We start from the raw sequence: 13,605 nt of genomic DNA, 5'->3' as shown, positions 1-13,605 counted from the left end.
AGGAAACTGCATGACCCCTCGCAACCCCACTCCGCAAAACGCTTCAATCAAGGCTTCAGCCCGACCCTTGAGCCGTGCCGTGCAGGCCGCAGTGCTCGGCATGGCACTGGCGGTCCCGTTGGGGATGGCGGTAGTGGCGCAGCCGGCCTGGGCGCAGACGGACCTCGAAGTGCCATTCGACATTCCGGCCGGTTCGCTGGCGACGGCGCTGACCCGGTTCGCCTCGACTGCCGCCGTGACGGTTTCCTTCGACCCGGCCCATGCCGCTGGCCAGGCATCGGCAGGATTGCGCGGTCGCTATACCGTCGACGCAGGTCTGAGACAATTGCTTGCTGGCAGCAAACTGCAGGCGGTGCGTCAGGCCAATGGCAGCTACTCGCTGCTGCCGATCATCGGCGATGGCGCCACCCTGCAACTGGGCGTGACCAGTATCTCGGGCCTGGCCATCGAGTCGGCCTATGGCCCGGTCGACGGTTACGTTGCCACCCGCAGCGCCACCGGCACCAAGACCGATACGCCGATCCTGGAAATCCCCCAGGCCATCAACGTGGTGACCGCCGATCAGGTCACCGCCCAGGGCGCTCGCAACCTGACCCAGGCCCTGCGCTACACGCCCGGGCTGAACACCGGCGGCTTCACCGACCGCAATGGGATTGCCGACGAAATCACCAGCCGTGGCTTCGCACCGACCCCGCTGTATTTCGATGGCGCCTACATCCCTTACGCCGGCAGCCTGGGCGGCGCCCCGCAAATCGACCCCTACACCCTGGAACGCATCGAAGTGCTAAAGGGCCCGTCCTCGGTCCTGTACGGGCAGAACCAGCCGGGTGGGCTGATCAACCTGGTCTCCAAGCGTCCGACAACTGAACAGCGCAGCCAGGTCAAGCTGGGCGCGGGCAGCTACAACCGGGTCAACGGCGCCATCGACAGCAGTGGCCCGCTCGATGATCAAAAGGCGTTCAGCTATCGCATTATCGGCGTCGCCAACAAAGGCAATCAGCAGGTCGCCCATACCCACAGCGAACGCATGTTGCTGGCGCCAAGCCTGACCTGGGCTCCCAACGATGACACTTCCCTTACGCTGTTGGCGCAGATCCAGCGCGATGACGGCCTGGAGGATTATCAGTCGCTGCCACGCATCGGTTCGCTTGATCGCGGCCCCACCGGCGAGAGAATCAACCGCGACTTTTTCTCCGGCGATTCGCACTACAACGACTACAAGCGTGATCAGTACATCTTCGGCTACGACTTCAGCCACAGCTTCAGCGAAGACTTGAAGTACCGCTCCACTGCGCGCTACACCGACGTCCGTGACCGTTACAAGGGTTTCTACCTGCGCAGCTTCGTCACCGACGATGCAGGCGTGACAGATTTCACCCAGGCCAACCGGGTCAAACTCGACTGGCGCCAGCACAATATTGCCTACACCCTCGATAACAACCTGGAATACAGATTCAACACCGGCGCCCTGGAGCACACGACGCTGATGGGCGTGGATTATCGCCACTTCAACCGCAAGTACGATGGCCTCAATGCCTATAACGTATTGCCGGTGGATCTCTACGGCAAGAACAACTACGACAGCAGCAGCGTGACCCCGGTGCTGGACACCCAGTGGGACAACACCTTGCGTCAGACGGGGGTGTACCTGCAGGACCAGATCAAGCTGGATCAGTGGATCCTGACCATCGGCGGTCGCCAGGACTGGGCCGAGATCGATAACAAGGACATCCTTGCCGGCACTGTCAGCTCCCAGCGCGACAACAAATTCACCGGCCGTGTGGGCCTGACCTATGTTACCGAATTCGGCCTGGCACCTTATATCAGCTACTCCGAGTCCTTTCTGCCGACCCTGGGCACCGCCGCCCCCGAACGCGGCGGCAATGCCTTCGAACCCACCGAGGGCGAGCAATACGAGGTGGGAGTGAAGTACCAACCGCTGGAGAAGACGCTCATTACCGCGTCGGTGTACCAGGTCAAACAAAAAAACGCGCTGACCGGTGACACCGAATATCCGCAGTACCAGGCGCAGAACGGCGAGGTGCGCTCCCGTGGCGTCGAACTGGAAGTCAAATCCAGTATCGACAACCTTGACGTCCTGGCCGCGGCGACCTACATCGACTCGTTCTACACCAAGAGCACCTACGGCGATCAGGGCAATCGCAACGAAGCCCAGGCACCGGTATCGGCTGCGCTGTGGGTGGACTATCACTTCACCCAGGCCGCACTCAGTGGCCTGACCTTCGGCGCCGGTGCCCGCTACACCGGGCGCAAACCGGGTGATTCGGCCAACTCCTTCGACGTGCCGTCCTACGTGGTCTACGACACCACCATCAGCTATGACATGGGCAAACTGGACGCCAGCCTGCGAGGGTTGCAGACGCGTCTGAATGTGCAGAACATCTTCGATCGCGAGTATGTGTCGGACTGCAACTACTCGTTTGGTTGCTACTACGGACAGGAGCGTGTGGCGTCGGTGGAAATGTCTTACGACTGGTAAAACGGTCCTGCGGGGGGAGGGCGGCAGGCTTCGGATTGGCGGTGCTGCTCAGAGCCCCATCGCGAGCAAGCTCGCTCCCACAGGGTTTCGTGCTGTTCACTCTATGTGTGCATCAGCCTTGATCACTGTGGGAGCGAGCTTGCTCGCGATGGGGCCGGCACAGTCAATATTTGATCACCTGACCCACCGTCCTCAGCCCCCAATACCGCAACGCCTCCAGCAACACGCCAAACGCAGGTCATAGTAGAAGCTCTATTAAGGCAAAATGTGAGAGTGATTCGCGCGACGCCTAGCGCAATTAGAGCACCGAGAACCCCCAACCGCGGCCCGCAGAACGGTCAACCTTCCTGATCGTTCTCACGCCTTCGTCCTTGGTATCGATCATAACTGCAGCCTGGAGCTGTGAAACATGACGGGACACTGTTGATGCGGCGCGTGGGAACGACAATTGCGTCGCGCTAGGTACTTTAGCGAACAAGCCGCCTCGGCACGTTATGATAGGCAGCCGCGCGATCAACGCTTCGCATCCTCCCCCGGAGTCAGCACCGCAATGCCCCAGATCACCCATTACCAATCCCCATGCCCAGAACCGGTCAACAGCCAGATCCTGCAAATGGTCGTCGACTACCTGAGCGACATCAGCATGGTCGCGATCCCGCCGAGCAACCTGCTGTACAACATCTACCAGTACGCGATCGGCTATGAGGTTCATCTCTATCTGGAGGCCTTGAACGGAACGAAAGGGATTGCCGTGGAGTTGCTGGTCGCGACCGATGATGACGACCCGGAAAAGGTAGTCGGCTTTTTGCTGTACCTGCCGGTCAAGGATGATCCCGACGCGTGCGGCGTGGCGTACATGGCGGTGCATGCAAGTCATCGGCGCCAGGGCATCGCCCGGCGGATGCTGCGAGAAATGGTCGGCCGCTATCCCCATGCCGAGTTGACCTGCGCCGTGGCCAAGGTGCCGTATTTCGAGTCGATGGGCTTTCAAGTGATGGGCGTGCGCGGCACTCAGGTACTGATGAACACTCGCGATCATGGCAGTGAAGGTTTGATGGGGCTGCTGGATGTCGCCTCGATCTACAGCTCGCTGGAGGTGCGGCAGATTCATACCTACCTGCTGCAAAAACACGGCAAGCGGGCGATGCTTGATGCGGAAAAGCAGCGGGACCGGCATCTGGATCAGATGACGCGCAAGGCGCAAGCGTTTGTGCGCGAGCGATTGGGATAACCCGGTTTACTGTGGGATCGAGCTTGCTCGCGAAGACGGCCGGACGGCCGACCTGATCTTGCGGATGCACCCGGTCAAAGTGTAGGAGCTGGCTTGCCAGCGAAAGCGGCCTGACGGCCAACCAGCAGGGGATTGGAATACGGTCAAAATAGAGTGGTCTGGTGTCGGCCCTCTTCGCTGGCAAGCCAGCTCCACACTTTGATCGGTGTGCATAGGCGATGCTTTCAAACGCTTGCGCGGCACCCCGGGGCCGGCGATTCATCTGGATGCCGTGCATCCCGGGGCTCGAGCTGTTTGCGGCATCCAGAAGTCTTGATCCGGTTACCGCTGTTCACCTGGCCAGCCAGCTCGACGCAACGCGTTGAGCAGCGTTTCGGCATCCAGACCCGGCACGGCATGGCCGTTGCCTTCTGCGGTGTCGGAGGCCAGCAAGGCATTGATGATCGCTTCCTCCACGGCTTCGGTGGCGGCCAGGAACAACTCGCTGATGTGGTCGTTGTTGACCATGCTCAGGTTGTCGCAGGTCGGCGCGCGCTTGCTTTCATAGGCGGCCGGCGGCATGTGATTGCCGGTGGCGAAGGCGATGAAGATGTCACCGCTGTGGTCTTCGTTGCCGCCACCGGTGCGGGCCAGGCCGAGGCTGGCGCGCTGGGCCAGGCGTGTGCATTGATGCGGCAGCAACGGCGCATCGGTGGCCAGGCAGACAACGATCGAGCCGATGCCTGGGTGGGGCAGGGACGCCTTGAGGAACGGCGAGTCGGCCTGTTCCATGTAGCGCCCGACCGGGTAGCCGTCGACGCGCAATTCGTTGCGGATACCGTGGTTGGCCTGGACGATGGCGCCGACGGTCCAGCCGCCCTGGGCACTGCCAAGGCGTCGCGATGCGGTGCCGATCCCGCCCTTGAATTCGTGACAGATCATGCCGCTGCCACCCCCGACCGCACCCTCGATCACCGGCCCGCCCGCCGCCGAACCCAGGGCTTGAGCGACGTGTTCAGGTTTCACATGGAAGCCATTGATGTCGTTGAGCAGGCCGTCGAAGGTTTCCAGCACCACCGGCATATTCCAGTAAAGCCGCCCGTCGTCCGGCTGCTGCTCACGGTCCAGCACAATCAGCGCATCGCGCACCACGCCCAGGCTGTGGGTGTTGGTGAAGGCGATCGGGCTGGTCAGCAGGCCGGCCTCGCGAATCCACTCCAGTCCGGTGGCGTCGCCGTTGCCGTTGAGCACATGGACCCCGGCGAAACACGGTTGCAGGCTGGTTGAACCAGGGCGCGGTTCGATCACGGTGACACCGGTCAGGATGTCGCGGCCGTTCGCGGTGCGTCCTCGGACGTTGCTGTGGCCGACCCGTACGCCGGGCACATCGGTGATGGCGTTGAGCGGGCCGGGCTGCAGTTGGCCGAACTGGATGTTCAGGTCGCGGGCACGTGGTTTCATGGGTTTTCTCGTCTCGTGGCAGGAAAAGTTGGCTAGGTGGAGCGCGGTACCTGTGGGAGCGGGCTTGCCCGCGATGAGGCCACCAAATCCAGCCTTGATGTCGTCTGACACACCGCCATCGCGGGCAAGCCCGCTCCCACAGGTTTTTTGCGGTGGAGCTACTGACCGTTTTTGACCTTGCTCCAGATCCGCGTCCGCACGCGCTCGGTGGCGGGCGGCAAGGGCTGAAGGGTGAACAGCGTGGCCATGGCCTCGGCCGACGGATACACCGCCGGGTTGTTGCGGGTCGCTTCGGCCACCAGGGGCGTCGCGCTGCGGTTGCCGTTGGGGTAGGACAGGTGATCGCTGACCGGGGCGATGACTTCGGCGCGCATCAGGTAGTCGATGAAAGCCAGCCCCTGCTCCGGATGCGGCGCGTCCTTGAGCAGCACCAGGGTGTCGAACCACACTGGCGCACCTTCCTTGGGCAAGCTGTAGGCGATCTTCACGCCGTTCTTGGCCTGCTCGGCATTGGTCTTGGCTTCCAGCATCGCCCCGGACCAGCCCACCGCCACGCAGACGTTGCCGTTGGCCAGGTCGCTGATGAATTTGGACGAGTTGAAGTAGGCGATGTGCGGACGCAGCTTGAGCAGCAGCGCTTCGGCCTTTTTGTAGTCCTCGGGGTTGGTGCTGTTGGGTGGCAGCCCCAGGTAGTGCAGGGCGACCGGCAGCATCTCGGACGGCGAGTCGAGCATGGCCACACCGCACTGGCCGAGTTTTGCCAGGTTGTCTTCGTTGAACACCAGGTCCCAGGAATCCACCGGTGCCTTGTCACCCAGAGCGGCGCGGACCTTGTCGATGTTGTAGCCGATGCCGTTGGTGCCCCACAGGTAAGGCACGGCGTACTGGTTGCCCGGATCGTTGTGGGCCAGTTTCGCCAATAGCCCGGTGTCCATGTTCTTGAAGTCCGGCAGCTGATTGCGCGGCAGCGGCGCCAGGGCGCCGGCCTTGATCAGGGTCGGCAGGCTGAAGTTGCTGGCCACCACCACGTCATAACCGCTGCGGCTGGTGAGCAGTTTTCCTTCCAGCACTTCGGCGCTGTCGAAGGTGTCGTAGATCGGCTGGATACCGGTGTCACGCTTGAAATCCTGCAGGGTCGTGGGCCCGATGTAGTCATACCAGTTGTACACGTGAACCGTGGGACCATCGGCGGCCATGGCCGACAGCGAGACGCCCAGGCAGGCGCCCAGGCCAAGGTTGATATACGGGCGGTGACGACTCATGATGCGGCACTCCTGGCCTGCTGCAGGCCGGTGATGAACAAGTGCTTGCAGCGTATCGGCAGGCGGGTTGCTCACCCATTCCCATCATGGGTTACTCGAAAGGGGTAGTGCGTGGACGCGTTGCTGAAAGAGTTGGCGGTGCACCAGGGGCTGGCGCGGGTCTTTGGCGTGTTGGGCCAGGACGGGTTCTGGCGTGCGCTGGTCGACACCTTGCGCCTGTTGGTGCCGCTGGACAACGCGTTGGTGGCGGTGATGCGGCCGGGGCGAGTGCCGCGCCTGTTGATTGACTTCGACGCCAAGGGCCGCGGCGACGAGCATGAGGAACTGAAGGACTACAGCGCCGGCATGTACCTGCTCGATCCGTTTTACCAGGCTGCTTGCGCAGGCATCGCCGACGGCTTGCACAGCCTCGAATCACTGGCCCCCGACCAGTTCCAGCACAGCGAGTACTACCTGAGCTACTTTCGCTCGGTGGTGGGGGCTGACGAGTTGCAGTTCATGGTCAACATCGACGGCGCCGTGCTCGGTTTGTCCCTGGGTCGCTCGACACGCTTCAGTCTCGAGGAGCAGGGCCGTCTGATCTGCGTGCGTGATTGGGTGCTGGCGGCGATGCGCCGTCACCTGCAACTGCTGCCACCGCAAGGATCGGCTGCCGAGGCCGTGGCCGGGGATCTGGCCAGTCTGCTGGATCGCTTCGATGCGCGGTTGACGGTGCGCGAGATCGAAACGGCGCGGCTGATTCTCCAAGGGTTTTCCAGCAAGGCGATTGCCCAACAGCTGAGCATCTCTCCGGAAACGGTGAAGGTGCATCGGCGCAATCTCTATCACAAGCTCAACGTGAACGGGCATGGGGAGTTGTTTGCGTTGGTGTTGCAGCCGCGTTGAACCTGGAAAGCACACAACGTCAAGGTCTATTCCCTACCCCTGTGGGAGCGGTCTTGGCCGCGATGGCGGTGTGACAGCCGACATGAATGTTGGATCTGACGGCCTCATCGCGGGCAAGCCCGCTCCCACAGTGTTTGTGGATTAATCCCCGAGCCTGAACACCAGCGCCTTCAACCCGCATTCAACATCCGCATCCGGAAACTCCGGCGGGTTCTCCAGTCGCTGCTCGAAGCGCAAACTCGGCGCTTCACGCATTACGCCCTCGATCAGAAAATCCGCGCCAAACGCTGGATCGTTCATGCAAGCCAGCACAGTGCCCTGCGGGCTGAGTAATTCCGGCAGACGACGCAACACCCGCTGGTAGTCCTTGGTCAGTAGAAAACTGCCTTTCTGGAAGGACGGCGGATCGATGATCACCAGGTCGTAAGGCCCCTTGCCGATCACCTTGCCCCAGGACTTGAACAGGTCGTGGCCCAGAAACGTCACCTTTCCCAGGTCATGTCCGTTCAGGCGGTGATTGTCACGGCCACGGCTCAGTGCCGGGCTGGACATGTCCAGGTTGACCACATGGGTCGCACCGCCTTCGATGGCGGCCACCGAGAAGCCGCAGGTGTAGGCAAACAGATTCAACACGCGCTTGCCCCGGGCATTGGCCCGCACCCAGTCGCGGCCGTAGCGCATGTCGAGGAACAGGCCGGTGTTCTGTTTGCGCCCCAGGTCGACGCGATAACGCAGGCCGCCTTCGATGATGGCCATGTCCTCGATCGCCTCCCCAAGTAGCCACTCGGTGGTGCTTTGCAGCAGATAACGATGTTGCAGCGCCAAGGTGTGTGCACCGGATGTCGCCCACTGGGGCGACCGGGTGAGTTGCAGCAGCCGCTGTTTCAACGCCTCCAGTTGCGCCGCTTCGGGTTCCTTGAACAGCGACACCAGCACCACGCCCTGCAACCAGTCCACCGTCAACTGCTCCAGCCCCGGCCAGCAGCGACCGCGGCCGTGGAACAGCCGGCGGGTTTCTTCCGGGGCGGCTGCCAGGGCTTCAAGCAAATGATCGTGGAGGGTGGAGAGCGCGTCAGAGTTCATCGGGCAGGGTCGGCAACAGGTCGGGGCGGCATTTTAAACATAAATGCTCGCTAACGAACCAACAGCGCGCGGGTTTAACCGTGCACCAAATAGCTGGCCGTCAATCGACGTCTTAGTCAGATGATGGCGATGTCAGGGCGAAACCAGGCGATACCTGCGTCGGGAGTTATCACGTTTAATTTAACTTTACGTGAGGATTTGGCGATCTGTCGGCTCCCATACTCGGCTCCAACGATCAACCGCCGGGAACGCATCATGTCGTCGCTACCTGCCTCATCCCATCCTCGCTGGCTACGCCTGACCCATTGGCTCAATGCGCTGACGGTGCTGGTCATGGTCACCAGCGGTTGGCGGATCTATAACGCTTCGCCACTCTACGATTTCAGTTTTCCAGCCTCGATCACTTTGGGCGGCTGGCTCGGCGGTGCGTTGCAATGGCACTTCGCAGCGATGTGGTTGCTCGCCATCAACGGTCTCGTCTACCTGATCATCAACCTCGCCAGCGGTCGTTTGAAACGGCGCTTTTTTCCGGTCTCGCCCCAAGGTGTTCTACATGATCTGTGGGCTGCGTTGCGCGGACGGTTGGGGCATGCCGACCTGAGTCATTACAACCAGGTGCAGCGGGTGGCGTACCTGTTCGTGATGGTGGACATCGCGCTGCTGGTGATCTCCGGGCTGGTGCTGTGGAAGTCCGTGCAATTCCCGCTCCTGCGTGAATTGCTGGGCGGTTACGAAGCCGCGCGGCATGTGCATTTCATCGCGATGGGGTTGTTGGTGGCATTCGTCGCGGTGCATCTGCTGATGGTCGCACTGGTGCCCAAAACATTGTGGGCCATGATTGTCGGTCGCAAGGAGCCCGTATGAAAAAGCGCATTGAAAGCTCGGGACTGGACGAGTCGTCCATCCTGACCGACGCCCGAAAAATAATTGCACCGCAGATCGAGGATCGTTCCCGTCGCAACTTCCTGATGCGCGGCCTGACCCTTGGCGGCGTGGCCATGCTGTCCGGCTGCAACCTGACCGACAACGACAGCGTCGAAACGGCCTTGTCCTCCATGTCCCGGTTCAACGATCGGGTGCAGGGCTGGTTGTTCAACCCCAACGCGATGGCGCCCACCTATCCTGTGTCGATGATCACCCGGCCGTTTCCCTTCAATGCCTTCTACGGCATCGATGAGGCGCCGACGGTGGAGGAGGAGGGTTATCGCCTGGAAGTAACCGGGCTGGTCGCCGACAAGCGCAACTGGCGCCTTGAAGAGCTGCGCGCGATGGCCCAGACCGAGCAGATCACCCGCCACATTTGCGTCGAAGGCTGGAGCGCGATCGGGCGCTGGGGCGGCGTGCGGTTCAGCGATTTCCTGAAGCGGATCGGTGCCGACACCGATGCCAGATATGTCGGCTTCAAATGCGCGGACGACTATTACACCAGCATCGATATGGCCACCGCGCTGCATGCGCAAACCCTGTTGGCGCTGACCTACGACGGCGCGGTACTGCCTAGAGAGTACGGCTTCCCGATGAAGCTGCGCATGCCCACCAAGCTGGGCTACAAGAACCCCAAACACATCCAGGCGATTTTCGTCAGCAACACCTACAGCGGCGGCTACTGGGAAGACCAGGGCTACAACTGGTTCGGTGGCAGTTGACGGCGCCTGTCAGTTTTTATTTCGCAGCTCACGCTGCGTTCATTCGCAACCTGTGATTCAAAGGAGTTTCATCATGAAAGTGTTAATCACCGCAGTACTGTCGATGTGCCTGGCAATGGGCGCCGCTTCCGTGTTCGCTACCGATGCCATGAGCAACGACAGCATGAGCAAGGATTCGATGTCCAAGGACGCCATGCGCAAAGACGCGATGAAAAAGGATGGCATGTCCAAGGATTCCATGGCTAAGGACTCGATGAAGAAAGATGAGATGTCCAAGGATTCCATGAGCAAGGACGCTATGAAAAAAGACGCGATGTCCAAAGACGCCATGAAGAAGGACGAGATGGCAAAGTAGTTCGAATGCTGTTACTCACAGGCTACCCTGTGTAGGACTCTCGATTTTTTGCCGTTGCCGGTATCAAAAATGAATTTCCTCGGAGTCCGCTGCTCATACCTGTAAGCAGCGGATTTCGGACCGCGAAGTCATTTACGAAATCAGGGAGTGGCACAATCATGAGTCCAGTATCGACGGCGGGCCAGTCTCATTCTGGCGGGTTGATTCTAGTGGTTGAAGACGACCCGTTGATCCTGGAGTTTCTCTGCGAAATACTTCAAGAAGAAGGGTTTGTGGTTGAGCCGCAAGCCAGTGCAGACGCCGCATCAGTCTATCTGGAGCGGCACTCCAATGAAGTCCGTCTATTGCTGACGGACATCACCATGCCAGGCAAACTCAATGGCGCGGACCTGGCCAACCAATTCGGCGATCGCTGGCCGGACAAGCCGATCATGATCATGTCCGGCTTCGAAACCCCGGAATCCTCTGGGGTGCGGCATCAGGTTTCGTTCATCAAGAAACCCTGGGCGCTCGGGCAACTGCTCGATTGTGTGCAAAATGCCCTGGATTCACGCAAGACCCTGTAGGAGCTGGCTTGCCAGCGAAGGCGGTTTATCATAAACATATCTGTCGTCTGACCCACCACCTTCGCTGGCAAGCCAGCTCCTACAGGGGGGGACATTGAATGAAATAGCCGCCTGCCCCTTGCAAAAGGAAGTTGCCTTTGCCTGCTCACCACTCCGTCTTCAATACCTCATACCGCGCCTTTCTATTCGACATGGATGGCACCGTCCTCAATTCCATCGCCGCCGCCGAGCGAATCTGGACTGCCTGGGCCTTGCGCCATGGGGTCGATGTCGAGTCTTTCCTGCCGACTATCCATGGTGCCCGTGCCATCGACACCATCAATCGTTTGGCGCTGCCCGGGGTGGATGCCAGGGCTGAAGCGGCGTTTATCACCGAGGCCGAGATCGAAGATGTCGAAGGAATAGTCGAGGTGGCCAACGCCGCTCGCTTCCTCGAATCATTGCCAGCCAATCAATGGGCCATCGTCACCTCCGCGCCCAAAGCGCTGGCACGGAGGCGGATGGCCGCGGCGGGGATTCCGGAACCCGAGGTGATGGTCACTGCCGAAGACGTCAGCGCGGGCAAACCCGATCCTGCAGGTTATCGACTGGCTGCCAGCCGGCTGGGTGTGGAGCTGACCGAGTGCCTGATTTTCGAGGACGCTGCGGTGGGAATTCTCGCGGCTGAGGCAGCGGGGGCGGACCTCGTGGTGATGACATCGACCCATGTTCATCCGATAGAAACTGTGCATCCGACACTGGTCAGCTATGACAGGGTGACCACCGCAGTGGATCCCGACGGCAATCTCCGCCTGCACGCGATCTAACTGTGGGAGCAAGCCCGCTACCACATCTGGATCTGTAGTGCCTAATAAATCCCCGGGATCAACCGCCAGCTCCGGGCGCAATAAGCCTCGTATTCGCTACCGAACTGCGCACGCAACAGCGCTTCTTCAGCATGGATACGCGCAATCAACGGAATCATTGTCAGCGCCGCCAGAAACAGGCCGACGCCCGAGCGAAACGCCAGTGCCCAACCCACGGCGGTGATCAACATTCCGAGGTAGCTGGGGTTGCGCAATGTGCGATAGATCCCGTCGGTGACCAGGCGATGCCCGGGTTGAATCGCCACCAGCCCACTGAAGCGTTTGCCCAGCACAAACACCGGCCACAGCCGCAATGCACCGCCGATGATGAACAGCAGGGCGCCGAGCCAGCGAACGCCTTCGCCACCGAAGGTCCAGACATCGATCCGGTCTGTATAGGCCGGCAAAAAACCGCTCAATAGTCCAATCACCCCGAACGCTGGAAGCACCCAACGATTGGCCCGGTCCTCACGTTCGCCGGAGCTCAGGTTGACCTCGGTGAACAGCGAGGCGATTGCCATCACCAGGGTTGCCAGCACCACGACCACCAGCGGCGCATGGGAAAAAAACGCCGCAAACCCGCCCATCCCCCACACCGCGAGCCCCAGGTAGGCGACGGTGACGACGATGGCGAAAAACGCCAGCCTGGCCGAGATTTTCATGATCGAACTCCCAAGGGGCGTACCACACAGTGTAGAAGCTGCCGCAGGCTGCCCACGCAGCGCCTACGCCGCGTAGTCAGTCCGGGCATTGCGCCGGATCACCTGGGGCGGCTGGCCGAATGCCCGAAGGAACGCTTCGCGCATGCGTCGACGGTCGCTGAAGCCGGTCTCGACGGCGATCTGATCGAGGTTCAGCCGTCCGCGTTCCAGCAATTGGCGAGCGGCTTCCAGGCGCAGGTTCTCGATGGCCTTGGCCGGCGACTGGCCCGTCTCGGCGCGAAAGGCCCGACTGAATTGCCGAGGGCTGAGGCGCGCCACCTCCGCCAGGCGTTCCACCGACAAGGCCTCGGCGAGGTGTTCCCGGGCATAGCCCAGCACGGTCTGGATGCGGTCGGATTTCGGTTCCAGGTCCAGCAGTGCCGAGTGCTGCGACTGACCGCCTGCACGGCGGTGGTACATCACCAGCTTCTGTGCCACGGAACGGGCCAGTTCGGCGCCGTGATCCTTTTCCACCATGGCCAGCGCCAGGTCGATGCCGGCGGTCATTCCGGCGGACGTCCAGATCGAACCGTCGATGACATAGATGCGGTCTTCTTCGACCTTGATCGACGGGAACCGCGCTTGCAGGTCCCGAGCGTACGCCCAATGGGTGGTGGCCCGTCGACCGTCCAGCAAACCGGCCTGGGCCAGGACAAAGGCGCCGGAGCAGATCGATGCCGTGCGGCGAGCAGTCTTGACGCTGGCGCGCAGGTAATTCAGCACCCCCTCGGGCGCCTGCTGGAGGATGGCATCGCCGCCGACCACGATCACCGTATCGAACACCCGCTCATCGAACGCCTCGGTGCCGACACTCAGGCCCCCGGAGGCGCGTAGCGGGCGGCCGTGCTCGGACAACACGCTGACGTCATACAGCGCTTCGCCGGCGCTGAAGTTGGCGTATTCGAACACCGGCATGGCCGCCAGCGCCATGGACTGGAAACCTTCAAAAACGACAAACGCCACGCAAGTCATCGCCAGTTCCTCAAAGGGTCATGTCCGGAAAACGTACTTTAAACGTCATTTGCGACGCGCGTCAGCCCATTTATAACGGATCACACCCCGGCGAATCTATCGTCTCACTGTGAAGGAAA

13 protein-coding genes are annotated in these 13,605 nt (G+C 61.2%); 8 read left to right on the top strand and 5 right to left on the bottom strand.

Annotated elements, in window-relative coordinates:
- The first annotated feature begins 10 nt into the window (after nucleotides 1-10).
- Nucleotides 11-2,500 carry a TonB-dependent siderophore receptor gene (locus J2W17_RS11495; RefSeq protein WP_373459975.1) on the top strand — a complete coding sequence of 830 codons (2,490 nt, stop codon included), beginning with the start codon at nucleotides 11-13 and terminating at the stop codon, nucleotides 2,498-2,500.
- Between the two features lie 550 nt (nucleotides 2,501-3,050).
- Nucleotides 3,051-3,731, top strand: coding sequence for a GNAT family N-acetyltransferase (locus J2W17_RS11490; protein WP_307333651.1), 681 nt, complete (start codon nucleotides 3,051-3,053; stop codon nucleotides 3,729-3,731).
- A 321-nt stretch (nucleotides 3,732-4,052) separates the two neighbouring features.
- Here the strand turns inward: J2W17_RS11490 and J2W17_RS11485 are convergent, their stop codons facing one another.
- Both J2W17_RS11485 and J2W17_RS11480 read right to left on the bottom strand, forming a co-directional pair.
- Complete coding sequence (locus J2W17_RS11485; protein WP_307333649.1) at nucleotides 4,053-5,171, bottom strand: DmpA family aminopeptidase; 1,119 nt, start codon at nucleotides 5,169-5,171, stop codon at nucleotides 4,053-4,055.
- A 158-nt stretch (nucleotides 5,172-5,329) separates the two neighbouring features.
- Nucleotides 5,330-6,433, bottom strand: a complete 1,104-nt coding sequence (locus J2W17_RS11480) for an extracellular solute-binding protein (protein ID WP_307333647.1) — start codon at nucleotides 6,431-6,433, stop codon at nucleotides 5,330-5,332.
- A gap of 111 nt (nucleotides 6,434-6,544) precedes the next feature.
- Between J2W17_RS11480 and J2W17_RS11475 the strand changes: the two genes are divergently transcribed.
- Nucleotides 6,545-7,318 (top strand): helix-turn-helix transcriptional regulator, encoded by a 774-nt coding sequence (locus tag J2W17_RS11475; RefSeq protein WP_307333645.1) that lies wholly within the window; start codon nucleotides 6,545-6,547, stop codon nucleotides 7,316-7,318.
- A gap of 141 nt (nucleotides 7,319-7,459) precedes the next feature.
- Here the strand turns inward: J2W17_RS11475 and J2W17_RS11470 are convergent, their stop codons facing one another.
- Nucleotides 7,460-8,401, bottom strand: coding sequence for a class I SAM-dependent methyltransferase (locus J2W17_RS11470; protein ID WP_307333642.1), 942 nt, complete (start codon nucleotides 8,399-8,401; stop codon nucleotides 7,460-7,462).
- A gap of 255 nt (nucleotides 8,402-8,656) precedes the next feature.
- Between J2W17_RS11470 and J2W17_RS11465 the strand changes: the two genes are divergently transcribed.
- The 5 genes from J2W17_RS11465 to J2W17_RS11445 all read left to right on the top strand — a co-directional run bounded on the left by J2W17_RS11465 (nucleotide 8,657) and on the right by J2W17_RS11445 (nucleotide 11,774).
- On the top strand, nucleotides 8,657-9,265 hold the full coding sequence (locus J2W17_RS11465; RefSeq protein ID WP_307333640.1) for a cytochrome b/b6 domain-containing protein: 609 nt from the start codon (nucleotides 8,657-8,659) through the stop codon (nucleotides 9,263-9,265).
- A complete protein-coding gene (locus J2W17_RS11460) occupies nucleotides 9,262-10,047 on the top strand; it encodes a molybdopterin-dependent oxidoreductase (protein ID WP_307333638.1) in 786 nt (261 codons plus the stop codon). Before J2W17_RS11465 ends, J2W17_RS11460 begins: the two co-directional genes overlap by 4 nt.
- Nucleotides 10,048-10,120: 73 nt before the next feature.
- Nucleotides 10,121-10,402 (top strand): pentapeptide MXKDX repeat protein, encoded by a 282-nt coding sequence (locus tag J2W17_RS11455; RefSeq protein ID WP_307333637.1) that lies wholly within the window; start codon nucleotides 10,121-10,123, stop codon nucleotides 10,400-10,402.
- A gap of 158 nt (nucleotides 10,403-10,560) precedes the next feature.
- Nucleotides 10,561-10,968 carry a response regulator gene (locus J2W17_RS11450; RefSeq protein ID WP_307333634.1) on the top strand — a complete coding sequence of 136 codons (408 nt, stop codon included), beginning with the start codon at nucleotides 10,561-10,563 and terminating at the stop codon, nucleotides 10,966-10,968.
- Between the two features lie 137 nt (nucleotides 10,969-11,105).
- On the top strand, nucleotides 11,106-11,774 hold the full coding sequence (locus tag J2W17_RS11445) for an HAD-IA family hydrolase (RefSeq protein ID WP_307333632.1): 669 nt from the start codon (nucleotides 11,106-11,108) through the stop codon (nucleotides 11,772-11,774).
- A gap of 41 nt (nucleotides 11,775-11,815) precedes the next feature.
- Here the strand turns inward: J2W17_RS11445 and J2W17_RS11440 are convergent, their stop codons facing one another.
- On the bottom strand, nucleotides 11,816-12,475 hold the full coding sequence (locus tag J2W17_RS11440) for a methyltransferase family protein (RefSeq protein WP_307333630.1): 660 nt from the start codon (nucleotides 12,473-12,475) through the stop codon (nucleotides 11,816-11,818).
- A 63-nt stretch (nucleotides 12,476-12,538) separates the two neighbouring features.
- Entirely contained in the window at nucleotides 12,539-13,486 is a 948-nt protein-coding gene (locus J2W17_RS11435) for a GlxA family transcriptional regulator (RefSeq protein WP_307333628.1), read from the bottom strand.
- Nucleotides 13,487-13,605 lie beyond the last annotated feature (119 nt).

It is taken from the genome of Pseudomonas lini, assembly GCF_030812475.1.
GTDB lineage: Bacteria > Pseudomonadota > Gammaproteobacteria > Pseudomonadales > Pseudomonadaceae > Aquipseudomonas > Aquipseudomonas lini_A.
The sequence above is the reverse complement of the archived record's forward strand: the minus strand, read 5'-3'. Positions and strand labels throughout refer to the sequence as shown.

Bases quoted from the DNA above. Each gene is read 5' to 3' on its own strand.
- J2W17_RS11495 (WP_373459975.1), top strand. From the start codon at position 11: ATGACCCCTCGCAACCCCACTCCGCAAAACGCTTCAATCAAGGCTTCA.
- J2W17_RS11490 (WP_307333651.1), top strand. From the start codon at position 3,051: ATGCCCCAGATCACCCATTACCAATCCCCATGCCCAGAACCGGTCAAC.
- J2W17_RS11485 (WP_307333649.1), bottom strand. From the start codon at position 5,171: ATGAAACCACGTGCCCGCGACCTGAACATCCAGTTCGGCCAACTGCAG.
- J2W17_RS11480 (WP_307333647.1), bottom strand. From the start codon at position 6,433: ATGAGTCGTCACCGCCCGTATATCAACCTTGGCCTGGGCGCCTGCCTG.
- J2W17_RS11470 (WP_307333642.1), bottom strand. From the start codon at position 8,401: ATGAACTCTGACGCGCTCTCCACCCTCCACGATCATTTGCTTGAAGCC.
- J2W17_RS11465 (WP_307333640.1), top strand. From the start codon at position 8,657: ATGTCGTCGCTACCTGCCTCATCCCATCCTCGCTGGCTACGCCTGACC.
- J2W17_RS11460 (WP_307333638.1), top strand. From the start codon at position 9,262: ATGAAAAAGCGCATTGAAAGCTCGGGACTGGACGAGTCGTCCATCCTG.
- J2W17_RS11455 (WP_307333637.1), top strand. From the start codon at position 10,121: ATGAAAGTGTTAATCACCGCAGTACTGTCGATGTGCCTGGCAATGGGC.
- J2W17_RS11450 (WP_307333634.1), top strand. From the start codon at position 10,561: ATGAGTCCAGTATCGACGGCGGGCCAGTCTCATTCTGGCGGGTTGATT.
- J2W17_RS11440 (WP_307333630.1), bottom strand. From the start codon at position 12,475: ATGAAAATCTCGGCCAGGCTGGCGTTTTTCGCCATCGTCGTCACCGTC.
- J2W17_RS11435 (WP_307333628.1), bottom strand. From the start codon at position 13,486: ATGACTTGCGTGGCGTTTGTCGTTTTTGAAGGTTTCCAGTCCATGGCG.